Annotated in this window: 11 protein-coding genes and 1 pseudogene; 2 read left to right on the top strand and 10 right to left on the bottom strand. The window is 61.9% G+C overall.

Annotation, left to right across the window (positions count from 1 at the left end):
- Positions 1-242 precede the first annotated feature (242 nt).
- Positions 243-1786: pseudogene (locus tag V1283_RS21515) on the top strand (SGNH/GDSL hydrolase family protein).
- 65 nt (positions 1787-1851) lie between these two features.
- Here the strand turns inward: V1283_RS21515 and V1283_RS21510 are convergent.
- The 10 genes from V1283_RS21510 to V1283_RS21465 all read right to left on the bottom strand — a co-directional run bounded on the left by V1283_RS21510 (position 1852) and on the right by V1283_RS21465 (position 13104).
- Complete coding sequence (locus V1283_RS21510; protein ID WP_334388447.1) at positions 1852-2940, bottom strand: ketopantoate reductase family protein; 1089 nt, start codon at positions 2938-2940, stop codon at positions 1852-1854.
- A 158-nt stretch (positions 2941-3098) separates the two neighbouring features.
- Complete coding sequence (locus V1283_RS21505; RefSeq protein WP_334388446.1) at positions 3099-3530, bottom strand: CBS domain-containing protein; 432 nt, start codon at positions 3528-3530, stop codon at positions 3099-3101.
- A 274-nt stretch (positions 3531-3804) separates the two neighbouring features.
- Positions 3805-5100 carry an oxalate/formate MFS antiporter gene (gene oxlT / locus V1283_RS21500; RefSeq protein WP_334388444.1) on the bottom strand — a complete coding sequence of 432 codons (1296 nt, stop codon included), beginning with the start codon at positions 5098-5100 and terminating at the stop codon, positions 3805-3807.
- Between the two features lie 213 nt (positions 5101-5313).
- On the bottom strand, positions 5314-6813 hold the full coding sequence (locus V1283_RS21495; RefSeq protein WP_334388443.1) for a tripartite tricarboxylate transporter permease: 1500 nt from the start codon (positions 6811-6813) through the stop codon (positions 5314-5316).
- Between the two features lie 28 nt (positions 6814-6841).
- Entirely contained in the window at positions 6842-7339 is a 498-nt protein-coding gene (locus tag V1283_RS21490; protein WP_334388442.1) for a tripartite tricarboxylate transporter TctB family protein, read from the bottom strand.
- An 87-nt stretch (positions 7340-7426) separates the two neighbouring features.
- Positions 7427-8440, bottom strand: coding sequence for a Bug family tripartite tricarboxylate transporter substrate binding protein (locus V1283_RS21485; protein ID WP_334388441.1), 1014 nt, complete (start codon positions 8438-8440; stop codon positions 7427-7429).
- A 489-nt stretch (positions 8441-8929) separates the two neighbouring features.
- The gene (locus V1283_RS21480; protein ID WP_334388440.1) at positions 8930-9067 is read right to left on the bottom strand and encodes a hypothetical protein; all 138 of its coding nucleotides are present in this window, start codon (positions 9065-9067) and stop codon (positions 8930-8932) included.
- A 204-nt stretch (positions 9068-9271) separates the two neighbouring features.
- Positions 9272-10549, bottom strand: a complete 1278-nt coding sequence (gene frc, locus V1283_RS21475) for a formyl-CoA transferase (protein ID WP_334388438.1) — start codon at positions 10547-10549, stop codon at positions 9272-9274.
- A 62-nt stretch (positions 10550-10611) separates the two neighbouring features.
- A complete protein-coding gene (gene oxc, locus V1283_RS21470) occupies positions 10612-12342 on the bottom strand; it encodes an oxalyl-CoA decarboxylase (protein WP_334388436.1) in 1731 nt (576 codons plus the stop codon).
- 66 nt (positions 12343-12408) lie between these two features.
- A complete protein-coding gene (locus V1283_RS21465; protein WP_334393126.1) occupies positions 12409-13104 on the bottom strand; it encodes a GntR family transcriptional regulator in 696 nt (231 codons plus the stop codon).
- 219 nt (positions 13105-13323) lie between these two features.
- Here V1283_RS21465 and V1283_RS21460 point away from each other — a divergent pair, with 219 nt between their 5' ends.
- Positions 13324-15489 carry an acetate--CoA ligase family protein gene (locus V1283_RS21460; RefSeq protein WP_334388435.1) on the top strand — a complete coding sequence of 722 codons (2166 nt, stop codon included), beginning with the start codon at positions 13324-13326 and terminating at the stop codon, positions 15487-15489.
- Positions 15490-15543 lie beyond the last annotated feature (54 nt).

Genomic DNA, 15543 nt, shown 5'->3' with positions numbered 1-15543 from the left:
GAGGCCGCTTCGTCAATTGACCAGACCAGGGAAGCGACACCGTTTACCGCCAGAACTGTTGGTCAGCAGGTGGCCTGCATGAGCGCAGCGATATCCGGGGGACAAGCGACCCAAAAAGTTCCGGATGTCGCGTCGCTCACCTGGGCTACGCTTGCTGAAGACTTCACGGTAAACTGAGACTCGCCACACGGCGGTTGTGCTAGTCTGCCAAGAGAAGTTCTGCGTACGTGCGGTCCAGGCGCATGCCGAAGGATCCAAAAAAGCTAGGCATCTTTACCGGGCGTGGTCGGCTGGTTGCGCTGGCTGTCGCAGTGGGGTTGGTGCTGGGCATAGGACCCACCTCAGCACAATTTTTTAATTTCGGCGGATATCAGCAGCGGCCGCAACCGCAGCGCGGCGGATGGTTTGGCAACGAACAGCGCGGCGGCGGCTGGTTCGGTAACGAGCAACGCGGTGGCGGCTGGTTTGGTAACGACACGTATGCGCCGTACCAGCAGCAGTCCCCGCCGCCTCGGCACGGTCGGCAAGTGACGGTGCGCGAGGATTTTTCAAAAGCGCCGCCGCCCGAGAAGCGCAACACTGTTCCCGAGCGCCACATTCTCGTGCTCGGCGACGCCATGGCGGACTGGCTCGCCTATGGGCTCGAGGATGTCTATGCCGATCAGCCTGAGATGGGCGTGGTCCGCAAACACAAGACAGGTTCCGGCCTGATCAAGTATCAGCCGAAGGGCAATCCAGCCGATTGGGCCGCCGCCGCCAAAGGCATTTTGGCCGCCGAAAAAGCGGACGCCATTGTCGTCATGCTCGGACTTGACGACCGCGTCGCCATCCGCGAGCCGGCAGCCGATAAATCCGACAACAAGCCGGGGGACAAGAAAGACGCCAAGGCGAAGCCCGATGGCAAGCCTTCGGGCGAAAAACCGGCGGCGAAGCCGGATAGCGCAACCAAGGTGGCGGATCCCGAATTGCCGCCAGACGATGCCGCCGACAGCAGTGGTGCGCGGCCGGTCACAGGATCGGAGAAGAGCGCGGGCCCGCCGAACGGCCTCCACGAGTTTCGCGAGAAACGCTGGGTCGAACTCTATAGGGAAAAGATCGACGAGATGATCGGCGTACTCAAATCCAAGGGCGTGCCGGTGCTGTGGGTGGGTCTGCCGGTGGTACGAGGCCCCAAGGCGACCGCCGACACGGCGTTTCTGGATACGCTCTATCGCGATGCGGCCGGCAAGGCCGGCATCACTTATGTCGATGTCTGGGACGGATTTGTCGATGAAGCCGGGCGCTTCTTGCAGCAGGGCCCCGATTTCGAAGGGCAGATCCGCCGGCTGCGCTCCTCCGACGGCGTGTACTTCACCAAGGCCGGTGCGCTTAAGCTCGCGCATTATGCCGAGCGCGAAATCAACCGGCTGTTGGCTGCGCGTTCGGCGCCGATCGTACTGCCCACCGAGCCGGCAACGCCCGACGCCAATGCGCGGCCGGATCAGCCGGCGCCGCGTCCGCTGGCCGGGCCGATCGTTCCCTTGACGGCCTCTTCTGTCGGCGCGGGGATCAATTGCTCGGCGGTCCGGGGGCGCGGCCGATGACGATGGATGCGCAAGCAGCTCGGGTCTTGATGACCGGTGAAGCCTTGTTGGCACCAGCCGGTCGCGCCGACGATTTTGTCTGGCCGCGCCGCGAAGTTGGACGCGAAGGGACCAAGGGTGAGACGCCAGTGGCATCAACATCGCTCGATGCCAACGCACGGGCGCCGGCTGCATCGCTAAAGCCGAAAAAACACCGCCGCTAGAGCCCAATCGCTTCTAGCGCTCCCGAACAACCGGTATCCCACTTCGCTCGAAAGCGAACGGGGCTCTACGTCACGGCGACTGGAGCGCCTCGCGGCGCGGCGGATCCGCCCGCCACGACGCTCTCATTCAGCTTCTGATTGACGATCTGGACCGTACGGTCGATTTCGGCGTTGGGTACGCCAAGCTGATGCGAAATCAGCTTCACCAGCAGGTCGACGCGCTCGATGGAAGGTGCGCCACCAGCGACCGCCCGTGCGGCCGACGAGGGCTTGAGAAGGCTTTCCGCCGCTTTCGCGTATTTCTCGAAAGGTACCTGATCGGTGGGATCGGCGCCCAGACGCTGGGCGATGGCATCGACATGGTCATAGATCGACTGCGAGAGATTGATATCGCCGTGCACCGCGTCGCGGATCGATTGGGGCTCTTGCTGTGTGATGCAGCGGTAATTCCCGGTCAACAGCATCGACCATTTGGCCAGAGGGACGAACATCGAATCGAACACCTTGAGCTTCACCGGAACGTCCTGGCCATCCAGCTTGACCGCATCGATGTCGGCTTCCAGCTCCCGAAGCAGCAAATTATGTTTCTCATCGGCAAATGACGCTGCCTTGAAGTTCGTCGGCAGGCCGACATGAAGAACATTCGCCGCCTCTTCCGGCGGACGGAAGGCTTGCGGATCAGGGGAACAGAGCGAGACCAGGCCCGGCTCGAATCGTTCCCATACCGCGGCATTGGTATAGGCCTCCTCGAGTTTCATTTTCGAAAGGGCCGGGATCCTCTGGAGATAGGGCAAGGGCGGCATGTTCATGATCGAAAGGCAAGGCAGCTTCGCCTCGGCGATCTTGATCATCAGAACCTGGATCGCGTGATCGGCGTATTGCGGCTCCTGCATGGCAAGACCAACCAGATCATAACGGGAAGGATCGACGTCGGCGGGCTCGACCGCGTCCAGGATCCCGGGCAGGTCGCGCGAGAAGATCGGCCGGTGGGCTGCCTCGTCGCGGAGCTTGATGCGAACTTCGGTGCCGTCGCGATTGATGAGCTCTGCCGTCTGCTTCCGGCACACCAGGGTCACGTTGTGACCCGCCATCAAAAGCTTTGTCGCCAGCAACGAGCCATACGAGGCTCCAAGGATCAGAACGTTACGCGCCATGCGCCCCCCACAGATGATGTTTTCCGGCGCGCCACCACTTCGGCGCAGCTTTGCGAGCGCCTGGCTTGCGACAGGTGTTAAGCCGAATTGTTCGGTGCGATACCGTCTTCCCTGGGGGTGCAGCCCCAGGGAATGACGGCGGAGTTCGAAGCGACCGGTCAGGCCGACGCGGCCAGCGTGAAGGGCGTCGCTTCGTCGTCGAACGCGTTGAAGATATCGCGAATGCTGATGACGCCGATCAGGCTGAAATTGTCGATCACCGGCACGTGGCGGATGTGATGCTTGCTCATGAGGTGACGGACGTGCTCGAGCGTATCCGTCGAGGTGCAGGAGACGAGCTGCTGCACCGAAATGAGTTGAGAAACGCGCATGTTCACGCCGGCCGCGCCGTGCTGGGCAATCGCGCGAACCACGTCGCGCTCGGTGAACATGCCGACCGCCGTGTTGCCTTCGGTGCGGACGACATCCTTGACGACCAGCGCGCTGATATTGCCGGAACGCATCAGTTGCGCGGCAATGGCGACGGTCTCGTTCATGCGAACCGTTGCGACACGGGCGGCTTTCTTGCGCAGGATATCTCCGACTTGCATGGCAACCTCCTTGGGGTGAATTATTGGTCTAAGTCTGGTATACATAATGCCAATTGTCAACAAGCTTCATAGTGGAAATCTTGCGCCGGGATGAAGATAAATAGGCAGTATTACTGACGTTATTGGCGCGTTGCATCCGGGCCGGAGCCGGGAGAGGCATCCCAGGAGGAGTCAAAAAAGCACTCAGGTATACCAGAGGGCCGCCCAGGCAAAAGAAAACGCGCCCATCCCGGAGGATGAGCGCGCTTCTTCCGAACAACCGATCCGGCTGGGATCAGGCGGCAATCTGCGATTTGGCGACCACCGTCTTGCGCCAGGGTTTTAGCAGCGCGATCGCCAGCAGCGAGGCCAGAATATTCGCGCCGGCCGCGACGATGAACACCGCGTCCCAGGTGCCCGAAGACTGCTGCATGTAATTCGCGACCGGTACCAGCAACGCCGCGGTGCCCTTTGCCGTGTAGAGCAGGCCGGCATTGGTGGTCGCGAACTTCGCGCCGAACGTATCCGTGCAGGTCGACGGGAAGAGGGAGTAGATCTCACCCCATGCAAAGAACACGAAGCCCGACAGCAGCACGAACCACACCGGATCGTGGCCCAGCATGTAGAGGCCCCAGATGCCGATGCCTTCCATGCCGAACGCGATGAACATGGTGTTCTCGCGGCCGATCATGTCCGAGATCCAGCCGAAGAAGGGACGGGTCAGGCCGTTAAGGACGCGATCGATGGTGGCCGCGAAGGTCACCGCCGTCATGGTCATGCCGACAAGCGTGACCGGGATGGCATCGACTTTCCAGTCGACGGCGATCGGCTTGAGGTTCGCGGTGACCATCAATCCGCCGGCGCCGACGATCACGAACATGAAATACATCAGCCAGAAGATCGGCTGACGGATCACCTCGGTCGGCTGAAAGTTGCGCCGGCTCTGGATGATGTTGGCGTTCTGCGTCACCGCGGGCACTTGGCCGGATTTCGGCGCGAACAGGAAGAAGGAGAGGAGCACGATGATGATGCCCTGGCCGAGACCGAAATAGAGGAAGGTGGTCTGGAAGCCGGAGTCCTTGATCATCGCCTGGATCGGCGCGACCGTCAGCGCCGAGCCCGCGCCGAAACCGGCGGCGGTGATGCCGGCAGCGAGGCCGCGCTTGTCGGGAAACCATTTCAGCGCGTTGCCGACGCAGGTGCCGTACACGCCACCGGCGCCGATGCCTGCGATGATCATGCCGAGATAGAAGCCGTTGAGCGAGGTCGCCTCGGCGTTGATCGCCCATCCGATGGCGCAGAGGATGCCGCCGATCAGGACGACGATGCGCGGGCCATATTTATCGACGAACCAGCCTTCGACCGGCACCAGCCAGGTCTCGAACAAAACAAAAAGGGTAAAGGCCCACTGGATCGACGCGCGATCCCACCCGAATTTCTTCTGGATGTCGGGGACGAAGAAAGTCCAGCCATATTGGTAGTTGGCGATCATCACCATCGCGAGGACGCCGATGGCTAGTTGGGTCCAGCGATAGGCATCGCTGACTCGGGCCGCCGCGACGGGGGCCGCTCCGTGCACTGTGTCCGTCATCTTCCCTCCATAGGCTGTTCTATCAAATTCCCGACAGCTCAAGAGGGCAGTTTGGTATATGTTATGCCAGTAGACAAGCGAAATCTTGGCCGGCCCACTGCAATTCGTCAGCCCGCGCCGGAATGCTGCAGGCGCGAAGGGCCGTGCGTGAGATAGCACGGCCCCTGACCAGGACAAAAACTTGTTTGATTTTATGGCGGTAACGTTCCGCTTTTACGCGGTGGCGCCGCGCAGGCGGGTATAGCCCTGCTGAATCACCGACCAGAACAGTGCAATCAATCCCAGGATCATGATCGTGCTGACCAGTGTGTTGGAGAAAAACACGCCGAGCGAGCCTTGGGATCCCAGCAGCGACTGCCGGAATGCCTCTTCCGCCTTGTCGCCGAGCACGATGGCCAGCACCAGCGGGGCGAGCGGATAATTGCACTTCTTCAAGAGGTAGCCGATCACGCCGAACACCAGCATCAGCATCACGTCGAACGTAGAGCTGTGGACGGAATAGGCGCCGATCGCGCACAGCACCAGGATGAGCGGCGCGATGATGCTGAAGGGGACGCGCAGGATGGCCGCGAAAACCGGCACGCAGGTCAGCACGACGAGCAGGCCGACGATATTGCCGAGATACATCGAGGCGATCAGACCCCAGACGAATTCCTTCTGTTCGACGAACAGCATCGGTCCGGGCTGCAGGCCCCAGATCAGGAGGCCGCCGAGCAGCACGGCCGCCGTCGGCGAACCCGGCACGCCAAGCGAAAGCATCGGCAGCAACGCCGCGGTGCCGGCGGCGTGTGCCGCGGTCTCCGGCGCGACCACGCCTTCGATTTCGCCCTTGCCGAAATTAGCGCCGTTCTTCGCCACCCGCTTGGCGATGCCGTAGCTCATGAAGGAGGCCGGCGTTGCACCGGCCGGCGTGATGCCCATCCAGCAACCGATCACGCAGGAGCGCAGCGAGGTCATCCAGTAGGCCGGCAACTCCTTCCAGGTCTGCAGCACCACCCGCAAATTGATCTTGGCGCTGCCGCCGCGGAAGGCGAGGCCTTCCTCCATCGTCAGCAGGATCTCACCGATTCCGAACAGCCCGATGACGGCGATGAGGAAGTCGAATCCATTCAGCAATTCCGTAAAGCCGAACGTCAGCCGCAACTGTCCGGTGATGGAGTCGAGGCCGACGGCGGCAAGCGCAAATCCGATCATCATGGCCGCAATGGTCTTGAAGGGCGGCTCCTTGCTCAATCCGACGAAGCTGCAGAACGCCAGAAAATAGACCGCGAATTTCTCCGCCGGACCAAATCGCAGCGCGAAACTTGCGACCAGCGGCGCGACCAGCGTGATCATGGCGACTGCAAACAGCGCGCCGACGAAGGACGAGGTGAAGGCGGCCGTCAATGCCTCGCCGGCCTTGCCCTTCTGCGCCATCGGGTAGCCGTCGAACGTCGTCGCCACCGACCATGGCTCGCCTGGTATGTTGAACAGGATCGAGGTGATCGCTCCGCCGAACAACGCGCCCCAGTAGATACAGGACAGCATGATGATGGCCGATGTCGGCGGCATCGAGAACGTCAGCGGCAACAGGATGGCCACGCCGTTGGCGCCGCCCAATCCCGGAAGCACGCCGATCACGACGCCGAGCACGATGCCGACGATCATCACCATGATGTTGAAGGGCTGCAGCGCGACCGCAAAGCCGTGAAACAGATTGACGAGTTCTTCCATCTCGGAAAATCCTGACCGTGCGACGACGTTACAGACCGAGCCACTCTTCGACCGGCCCCTTGGGAAGCGGGACCAGAAACCAGCGCTCGAAAATGAAATAGGTGACAATAGGCATGCCGAGCGCGACGGCCAGCACGGTAATCCAGCGGTATTTGCCGAGCCATCGCATGAACCATCCGATGAAGATGATCGAGGCAAGGTACAGCCCGGTGAACGGCATGACGCCGACATAGATCGCGGTCGGAATAACCACGCTCAGGACCTGGCGAAGCTGTCCCCATTCGGCGAACAGCTCGTCATTGTCTTCGCGCAGTCCGTTCCACAGGTTTATCGCGCTGGAGACGACGATGAAGATTCCGATGTAGAATGGAAAGAAGCCGGCGCGCGGGCCTTCCGCGCCCCAGTTGATGCCGGCCTTCACGCTGCCGGCGATCACGATCACGCCGAACAGGGTGATCAGCAACGTGATCCCCGCCTCAACCATTCTGTGGGTGGGGCCGGTCTTGCTCGAACTGCCTGTAGTCATCAAAACTCCATGCGAGATCCGGGCCGCAGCCAACGGACCCGGCGTTCGCGTTTCGGGGCTGGCTGGGCCAATCAGTTTTCTTCCCGATCAGTTTCCCGGAGCGGCGAGGAAGCCCGCGTCCTTCATCAGGACCTCGTGACGCTTTTCCTCGACTTCGACCCACTTGGCGTAATCAGCGCCGGTCAGGAAGGTCGTGTTGAAGGCGCCGCTCTTCATGAAGTCCTGCCATTCGGGCGTGGCGCGGACCTTCTTGAACAGCTCGATGTAGTATTCGACCTGGTCCTTGGTCGCCCGTGGCGACATGAAGATGCCGCGCAGCATCAAATATTCGATGTCGAGGCCCTGCGACTTGCAGGTCGGAATGTCCTTCCAGCTCTTGCCGTCGGCGATCTGCTCGTCATAGCCCATCGGCTGCGCGTCGAACACGCAGAGCGGACGCAGCTTGCCGCCGCGCCATTGTGCGACCGCCTCGATTGGATTGTTGACCGTCGAATCGACGTGGTTGCCGACCAGTTGAACGGCGACTTCGCCGCCGCCCTTGTAGGGAATGTAGGTGAACTTGGCGCCGGTGGTCTTTTCGAGCGCGACGGTGATGATCTGGTCTTCCTGCTTCGAACCGGTGCCGCCCATCTTGATGGTGCCCTGGGGAGCGGCCTTCACCGCATCGACATAATCTTTCGCCGTCTTGTACGACTGCTCGGCGTTCACCCAGAGCACGAACTCATCGAGCGCCAGCATCGCGACCGGTGTGAGATCCTTCCAGTTGAACGGGATGCCGGTGGCAAGAGGGGTGGTGAATAGGTTGGAGAGCGTAATGATGATCTTGTGCGGATTTCCGCCCGATGTCTTGAGGTCGAGGAAGCCTTCGCCGCCGGCGCCGCCCGACTTGTTGATGACGACCATCGGCTGCTTCATCAGATTATGCTTGGTGACGATGCCCTGGATCGTCCGCGCCATCTGATCGGCGCCGCCGCCGGTGCCGGCAGGCACGATGAACTCGACCGGACGCACCGGTTCCCAGGCAGCGGTTGCTGGAACAGAAATCCCGACCGCGCACAAGGCAACAATTGCGCCCAACGCCTTTTGTGCTGTGTGCTTCATTTGATTCACTCCCGTCGATCTGTGGTTGCACCGGTCTTTGCCGGCTTCCCTTTGTTGTATTCAATGCCGCGGCGATTGGCTTCTCCGAACGATCATAGGTTGGGAATTGTAAAAGGGGCCCGTTGGCGCGGCATCCGCTCCTTTCGGCCAATTGTGAATTTGCGATACGCAGCCACGGGAAGTCATGGGAGGGCCCCCATGTTCCATCGCCGATCGGGCTGTCTGTCCCCGTAACGCCAAGGCCGTCCCCCAAAGCACGCCCTTATTATTTGTGCGAGCGTTGGGGGTCATTTTTGTATGCGATATGCCAGGACGCAAACCCATTATCACCGCAGATTGCCGTTCGGGCTGATTTGTCGCAGATGTTGGTGAAGGCGGCGGCGGGTTGCAAAAAAATGGCCCCGGAAAACCGGGGCCATGGTCTAAATCATCGACGGCTGGATCGCTCGCGCGATCGCGCCTGTTTGCGGAAGGCCTGTGTTTTCAGGCTCAGAGACCGAAACGGGGGAGATCGCCGTTGCGGATGGCAATGCGGCTGCTGGCCATCAAAAGGCGGTCGATGGAAGCCATCAGGCGGCCGAACAGGGTGCTGGAGGGCAGGAGGCTGATGGGTGCTGTCTTGGACATGTGTGTCCCCTTTTCTTCGGTCGCGGAACCATTCCGCTTGGTGATCTGGGGACAGTTTATGTATACCAGATGCCAGCTACAACAGACTTGTTTGCATAGCAGCAATTGGTAGTTTGCATTGCAGCAAAATTAACGAAAGTGGCACTCCAGACAGCAAAAGGCCGCCGCAAACCGGCGGCCTTTGTATTCAGGGTACAAACGGGCTTATTCGGCCGCCTGCTTCCGCGGCGGGTCGAGCGCGCCGGAATCGTGGATTTCGGCCACCTGGTGGTCGGAGAAGCCGAGCACCTGGCGCAGGATCTCGTCGGTGTGCTCGCCGAGCAGCGGCGAACGGCTCACCTCGCTCGGTGAGTCCGACAATTTGATCGGGTTGCCGACCGAGATGTACTTGCCGCGGGTCGGATGATCGACCTCAACCACGGTGCCGGTGGCGCGTAGCGACTGGTCCTCGATAATCTCCTTCATCGACAGGATCGGGCCGCACGGGATGTCGTCCCTGTTGAGGATTTCCATCGCCTCGAACTTGGTCTTCGTCATCGTCCACTGCTCGATCCGCGCGAAGATCTCGTTCAGGCGCGACAGCCGGGCCGGCGGCTTGGCGTAGTCGGGATGGGTCTTCCAGCCGGGCTCGCCGATCACGTCGCAGATCTTCTCCCACACCGGCGCCTGGGTGATGAAATAGAGATACGCGTTGGGATCGGTCTCCCAGCCCTTGCACTTGACGATGCGGCCGGGCTGGCCGCCGCCTGAATCGTTGCCGGCGCGCGGCACTGCGTCGCCGAACGGAATGCCTTCGCCATACTGGCTGTATTCCTTCAGCGGGCCATGTGCGAGGCGCTGCTGGTCGCGCAGTTTTACGCGCGCGAGGTTCAAGACGCCGTCCTGCATCGCGGCGGTGACCTTCTGGCCCTGGCCGGTCATGGTGCGCTGATAGAGTGCGGTGACGATGCCCAGCGCCAGATGCAACCCGGTGCCGCTGTCGCCGATCTGCGCGCCGGTGACGAGCGGCAGCCCGTCGCGGAAGCCGGTGGTCGAGGCCGCGCCGCCGGTGCACTGGGCTACGTTCTCATACACCTTGCAGTCTTCGAAAGGTCCGGGGCCGAAACCCTTGATCGAGGCCACGATCATCTTCGGATTGATGGCGTGGATCTTCTCCCACGGAAAACCCATGCGGTCGAGCACGCCGGGGCCGAAATTTTCCACCAGCACGTCGCAGGTCTTGATCAGCGCGGTGAGGACTTCCTTGCCCTTCGGGTTCTTGGTGTCGAGCGTGATCGAGCGCTTGTTGTGGTTCAGCATGGTGAAATACAGGCTGTCCACATTGGGAATGTCCTGCAACTGGCCACGCGTGATGTCGCCGACGCCGGGGCGCTCGACCTTGATCACGTCGGCGCCGAACCAGGCCAGCAACTGCGTGCAGGTCGGGCCCGACTGAACGTGGGTGAAATCGAGAATGCGAACGCCCTTGAGCGCCTTTGTCATCGTCTTTGCTCCGTACTGTGTCTGTCTGCCTGTGGGTGCAGGATGAAATGGTTGAATCAGGTCTATTTCTTTTTCAGAACGCTTTGCGGATTGAGGTTGCCGATGCGGCCGCTCTCGGAGCCGGCCGCCGGGTCGATCACCGCGTTGATCAGCGTCGGCTTGCCGGAATCCATCGCGGCGTTGACGGCGCGCTTCAATTCGTCGGGCGAGGTGGCGTTGATGCCGACGCCGCCGAAGGCTTCCATCATCTTGTCGTAGCGCGAGCCCTTGACGAACACCGTCGTCGCCGGATCGGAGCCGCCCGCATTGACGTCGGTGCCGCGATAGATGCCGTCATTGTTGAAGATGACGATGCAGACCGGAAGCTGGTAGCGGCAGATGGTCTCGATCTCCATGCCGGAGAAGCCGAAGGCCGAGTCGCCCTCGATCGCCAGCACCGGCTTGCCGGTCTCGACGGCGGCCGCGATCGAATAGCCCATGCCGATGCCCATCACGCCCCAAGTGCCGACGTCGAGCCGCTTGCGCGGCTTGTACATGTCGATGACGCCGCGGGCGAGGTCGAGCGTATTGGCGCCCTCGTTGACCAGGATAGCGTCGGGCCGCTCCTTGATGATGGTGCGCAGTGCGCCGAGCGCGCCGTGATAATCCATCGGCGACGCGTTGCTCATCAGCTTCGGCGCCATCTTGGCAACGTTGTCGTCACGCTTCTTGTTGACGGTGTTGACCCAGTCGGCGGGCGCAGCCGGCCAGTTGCCGCCCATGCCCTCGAGCAGGGCGGAGACGCAGGAGCCGATGTCGCCGACCACGGGGGCCACGATCTCGACGTTGGAGTCCATTTCCTTGGGCTCGATGTCGATCTGGATGAATTTCTTCGGGGCATCACCCCAGGTCTTGCCCTTGCCGTGCGACAGCAGCCAGTTGAGCCGGGCGCCGATCAGCATGACGACGTCGGCATCCTTCAGCACGGTCGAGCGCGCCGCGCCGGCCGACTGCGCATGCGTGTCAGGCAGCAAGCCCTTGGCCATGCTCATCTGCAGGAACGGGGCGCCGGTCTTTTCGACGAAGGCGCGAATCTCGTCGTCGGCCTGCGCATAGGCTGCGCCCTTGCCGAGAATGATGAGGGGGCGTTTCGCACCCTTGAGCACGTCGAGCGCGCGCTTGACGGCCGACGGGGCAGGGATCTGGGCGGGTGCTGCGTCGATCACCTTCACCAGCGAGTTCGCGCCGGCAGCCGCGTCCATCACCTGGCCGAAAAGTTTTGCGGGCAGGTCGAGATAGACGCCACCCGGGCGGCCCGAGACGGCGGCACGGATCGCACGTGCCAGCCCGATACCGATGTCGGCGGCGTGCAGGACGCGGAAGGCGGCCTTGCAGAGCGGCTTGGCGACCGCAAGCTGGTCCATCTCTTCATAGTCGCCCTGCTGCAGGTCGACGATTTCGCGTTCGGAGGAGCCCGAGATCAGGATCATCGGGAAGCAGTTGGTGGTGGCGTGGGCCAGCGCGGTGAGGCCGTTGAGGAAGCCGGGCGCCGAGACGGTGAGGCAGACGCCCGGTTTCTTGGTCAAATAGCCGGCGATCGAGGCGGCGTAGCCGGCGTTCTGCTCGTGGCGGAACGACAGCACGCGAATGCCCTCGGCTTGCATCATGCGGCCGAGGTCCGTGATCGGGATGCCCGGCACACCATAGATGGTGTTGATGCCGTTCAGCTTGAGCGCATCGATAACGAGATGAAAGCCATCCGTCAGCTCCTGCTCGGTGCCCGGTGCTTCGGACTTGGTCGCGGTATTCAGCATGGGCTTCATCTCCCTGATCGTTTGTTTCGGACGATTTTTCGTCGTCTTCTGCTGCGAAGTTACGTCTTAGCTAAACAGTTCCTGGCCGTGCGCTTCGACATAGGCGGCAAGGCCCAGCGTATGGTCGCGTGCGCGTTTCTCGGCGAGTTCGGTGTCGCGTGCTTCCAGCGCCTCGATGATCCCGAGATGCTCGGGCAGGGAGGTCGCGGTGCGATCCTTCCGCCCGATGGTCAGTTGCCGGTAGCCGCGCACGTGCAAAAGGATATCGTTGGTCATGTCGACCAGCACCGGCGATTCCGAAAGCGAGATCAGCGCTTGATGGAACGCGATATTGGCCTTGGAGTATTCCTCGACATGATCCTGCGGCAGACGATCCTTGCCAAAATCCTTGAAGAAGTCGCGCAGCGCCGTGATGTCCTTCTTGCGCGCGGTGGTCGTGATCAGGCGCGCGGCCATGCTCTCGAGCGCGGCCCAAGCGCGGATCATGTCGACGATCTCGGTCTTGGTGCGGCGGACCACGACGATGCCGCGGCGCGGCACGGTTTTGACGAAGCCGTCCTGCTCCAGCATCGCGATGGCTTCGCGAATAGGGGTGCGGCTGACGCCGAGACGCTCCGACAGAGCGCGCTCGTCGAGCATCACCTGCTCGGGCGTCGCATAGATATCCATCTTGAGAATGGCTTCCTTCAAGGCCTCGTAGGCCTTGTTCTTGAAGCTCGTCTCGGGTGCAATCCGGACGATCGCGATATCTGCATCAGCCATGACAGGCGGCGCCTTGGTTTGTTTAGGTGCGGGCACGACTCGTCTCCTCCCTGTGTTGGAGACGTCTTCTTAGCAGAAGAAACACCCGAATATTTTTGGCATACCAAATACCAAGATGTCAAGATGCCCGTGTTTTCGCTGTTTCTGCGCGATAGTTTGTCTTGACAATCTGATCTCTGGCATACCAAATGCCATAAAATTAGCCCCAGGAGGAAGCCAATGTCAAATTCTGCAGATGCGGCCCGCAAGATCGCCGAGCCCAGCGCCCACCAGGCTGTCCGCCGGGTGCTCGATGCGGTGAAAGCCGAGAAGCGCACCAGCCTGACCGCGCCGGAAGGCAAGCTGGTCTGCGACGCCTACGGCATCCCGGTTCCGAAGGAAGGCGTGGCCAAGTCCGCCGCCGAAGCCGCCAAGCTCGCAGCAGGCATGGGTTTCCCGGTGGTTATGAAAATCGTCTCGCCGGACATTCTCCACAAGACCGAAGCCGGCGGCGTCGTGGTCGGCGTCAAGACCGCGGCCGATGCGGAAAAGACCTACGAGACCATTCTCGCCAACGCCAAGAAATATAAGGCCGATGCCAAGATCGAGGGTATCCAGGTCCAGCAGATGCTGGCCGGCGGCACCGAGGTCATCGTCGGCTCCATCACCGACGGCTCGTTCGGCAAGCTGGTGGCGTTCGGCCTCGGCGGCGTGCTGGTCGAGGTGCTGAAGGACATTACCTTCCGTCTCGCGCCCGCGACCAAGGACGATGCCCTGTCGATGCTCGACGGCATCCAGGCCCACGACATGCTGAAGGGCGTGCGCGGCGGCGATCCGGTCTCTCGCGAGGCGCTGGCTGATGTCATCGTCAAGGTGTCGCAGCTCGTCAGCGACTTCCCCGAAATCGTCGAACTCGACCTCAACCCGGTGTTCGCCACCAAAAAGGACGCGATCGCCGCCGACGTGCGCATCGTTGTCGACTTCGATTACAAGCCGCGCCCGGCGCCGCGTCCTACCGAAGAAATCGTCACTGCGATGAACCGCATCATGCAGCCGAAGGGCGTCGCCGTGATCGGCGCCTCCGCCGAGGACGGCAAGATCGGCAACTCCGTGATGAAGAACCTGATCAACGGCGGCTACAAGGGCGAGATCTACCCGATCCACCCGAAGGCCGCCGAGATCCTGGGCTACAAGGCCTACAAGAGCGTCAAGGACGTGCCCGGCGTGATCGACACGGCGGTGTTCGCGATCCCCGCGAAGTTCGTGGCCGGCGCGCTGGCCGAATGCGGCGAAAAGAAAATTCCAGGCGCCGTGCTGATTCCGTCGGGCTTTGCCGAAGCGGGCGCGCCGGAATTGCAGGCCGAAATCGTCGAGGTCGGCAAGAAGTACAACATCCGCCTGATGGGGCCGAACATCTACGGCTTCTACTACACGCCTGCCAATCTCTGCGCCACGTTCTGCACCGCCTATGACGTCAAGGGTTCGGCAGCGCTGTCGTCGCAGTCCGGCGGCATCGGCATGGCGATCATCGGGTTTTCGCGCTCGGCGAAAATGGGTGTGTCGGCGATCGTCGGCCTCGGCAACAAGTCCGACATCGACGAGGATGATCTGCTCGCCTTCTTCGAACAGGATCCGAATACGGCGATCATCGCGCAGCACTGCGAAGACCTGAAGGACGGCCGCGCCTTCGCGGAAGCCGCCAAGCGGGTTTCCAAGAAGAAGCCGGTGGTGGTGCTGAAGGCGGGCCGCACATCGGCCGGCGCGAAGGCTGCCTCGTCGCATACCGGCGCGCTCGCCGGCAACGACAAGATCTATGAGGACGTATTCGCGCAGTCCGGCGTGATCCGTGCCCGCAGCTTGCGGCAGTTGCTCGAATTCGCCCGCGGCGTGCCGGTGCTGCCGACGCCGAAGGGCGAGAACATCCTGATCATCACCGGTGCGGGCGGTTCGGGCGTGCTGCTGTCGGACTCGGTGGTGGATAACGGCCTGTCGCTGATGGCGATGCCGCCGGATCTCGATGCCGCGTTCCGAAAATTCATCCCGCCGTTCGGCGCGGCCGGAAATCCTGTGGATATCACCGGCGGCGAGCCGCCGATCACCTACGTCAACACGGTCAAGCTCGGGCTGTCGGATGAGCGGATTCACGCGCTGATCCTCGGCTACTGGCACACGATCGTCACCCCGCCGATGGTGTTCGCCCGCAACATGGTCGAGGTGAAGAAGGAGATGGAGGCGAAGGGCTTTGTGAAGCCGATCGTCGCCTCGCTCGCCGGTGACGTCGAGGTCGAGGAGGCCGCCGAATATCTCTACCAGAACGGCATCCCGGCCTATGCCTATTCGACCGAACTGCCGGTCGAGGTGCTGGGCGCCAAGTACAAGTGGGCGCGCGGCGCGGGCCTGCTCTAAGTTTATCAACAACAAATGCCGCTTCGGAGCGACCCGGAGCGGCATTTCTCCAGG

Source organism: Bradyrhizobium sp. AZCC 2262 (genome assembly GCF_036924535.1).
Classification (GTDB): Bacteria; Pseudomonadota; Alphaproteobacteria; order Rhizobiales; family Xanthobacteraceae; genus Bradyrhizobium.
Note: the sequence above shows the minus strand (reverse complement) of the source record. Positions and strands in the feature narration are given on the sequence as shown.

Coding starts and splice junctions, on each gene's coding strand:
- V1283_RS21510 (WP_334388447.1), bottom strand. CDS start 2,940: ATGGCGCGTAACGTTCTGATCCTTGGAGCCTCGTATGGCTCGTTGCTG.
- V1283_RS21505 (WP_334388446.1), bottom strand. CDS start 3,530: ATGCAAGTCGGAGATATCCTGCGCAAGAAAGCCGCCCGTGTCGCAACG.
- oxlT (WP_334388444.1), bottom strand. CDS start 5,100: ATGACGGACACAGTGCACGGAGCGGCCCCCGTCGCGGCGGCCCGAGTC.
- V1283_RS21495 (WP_334388443.1), bottom strand. CDS start 6,813: ATGGAAGAACTCGTCAATCTGTTTCACGGCTTTGCGGTCGCGCTGCAG.
- V1283_RS21490 (WP_334388442.1), bottom strand. CDS start 7,339: ATGACTACAGGCAGTTCGAGCAAGACCGGCCCCACCCACAGAATGGTT.
- V1283_RS21485 (WP_334388441.1), bottom strand. CDS start 8,440: ATGAAGCACACAGCACAAAAGGCGTTGGGCGCAATTGTTGCCTTGTGC.
- V1283_RS21480 (WP_334388440.1), bottom strand. CDS start 9,067: ATGTCCAAGACAGCACCCATCAGCCTCCTGCCCTCCAGCACCCTGTTC.
- frc (WP_334388438.1), bottom strand. CDS start 10,549: ATGACAAAGGCGCTCAAGGGCGTTCGCATTCTCGATTTCACCCACGTT.
- oxc (WP_334388436.1), bottom strand. CDS start 12,342: ATGCTGAATACCGCGACCAAGTCCGAAGCACCGGGCACCGAGCAGGAG.
- V1283_RS21465 (WP_334393126.1), bottom strand. CDS start 13,104: ATGGCTGATGCAGATATCGCGATCGTCCGGATTGCACCCGAGACGAGC.
- V1283_RS21460 (WP_334388435.1), top strand. CDS start 13,324: ATGTCAAATTCTGCAGATGCGGCCCGCAAGATCGCCGAGCCCAGCGCC.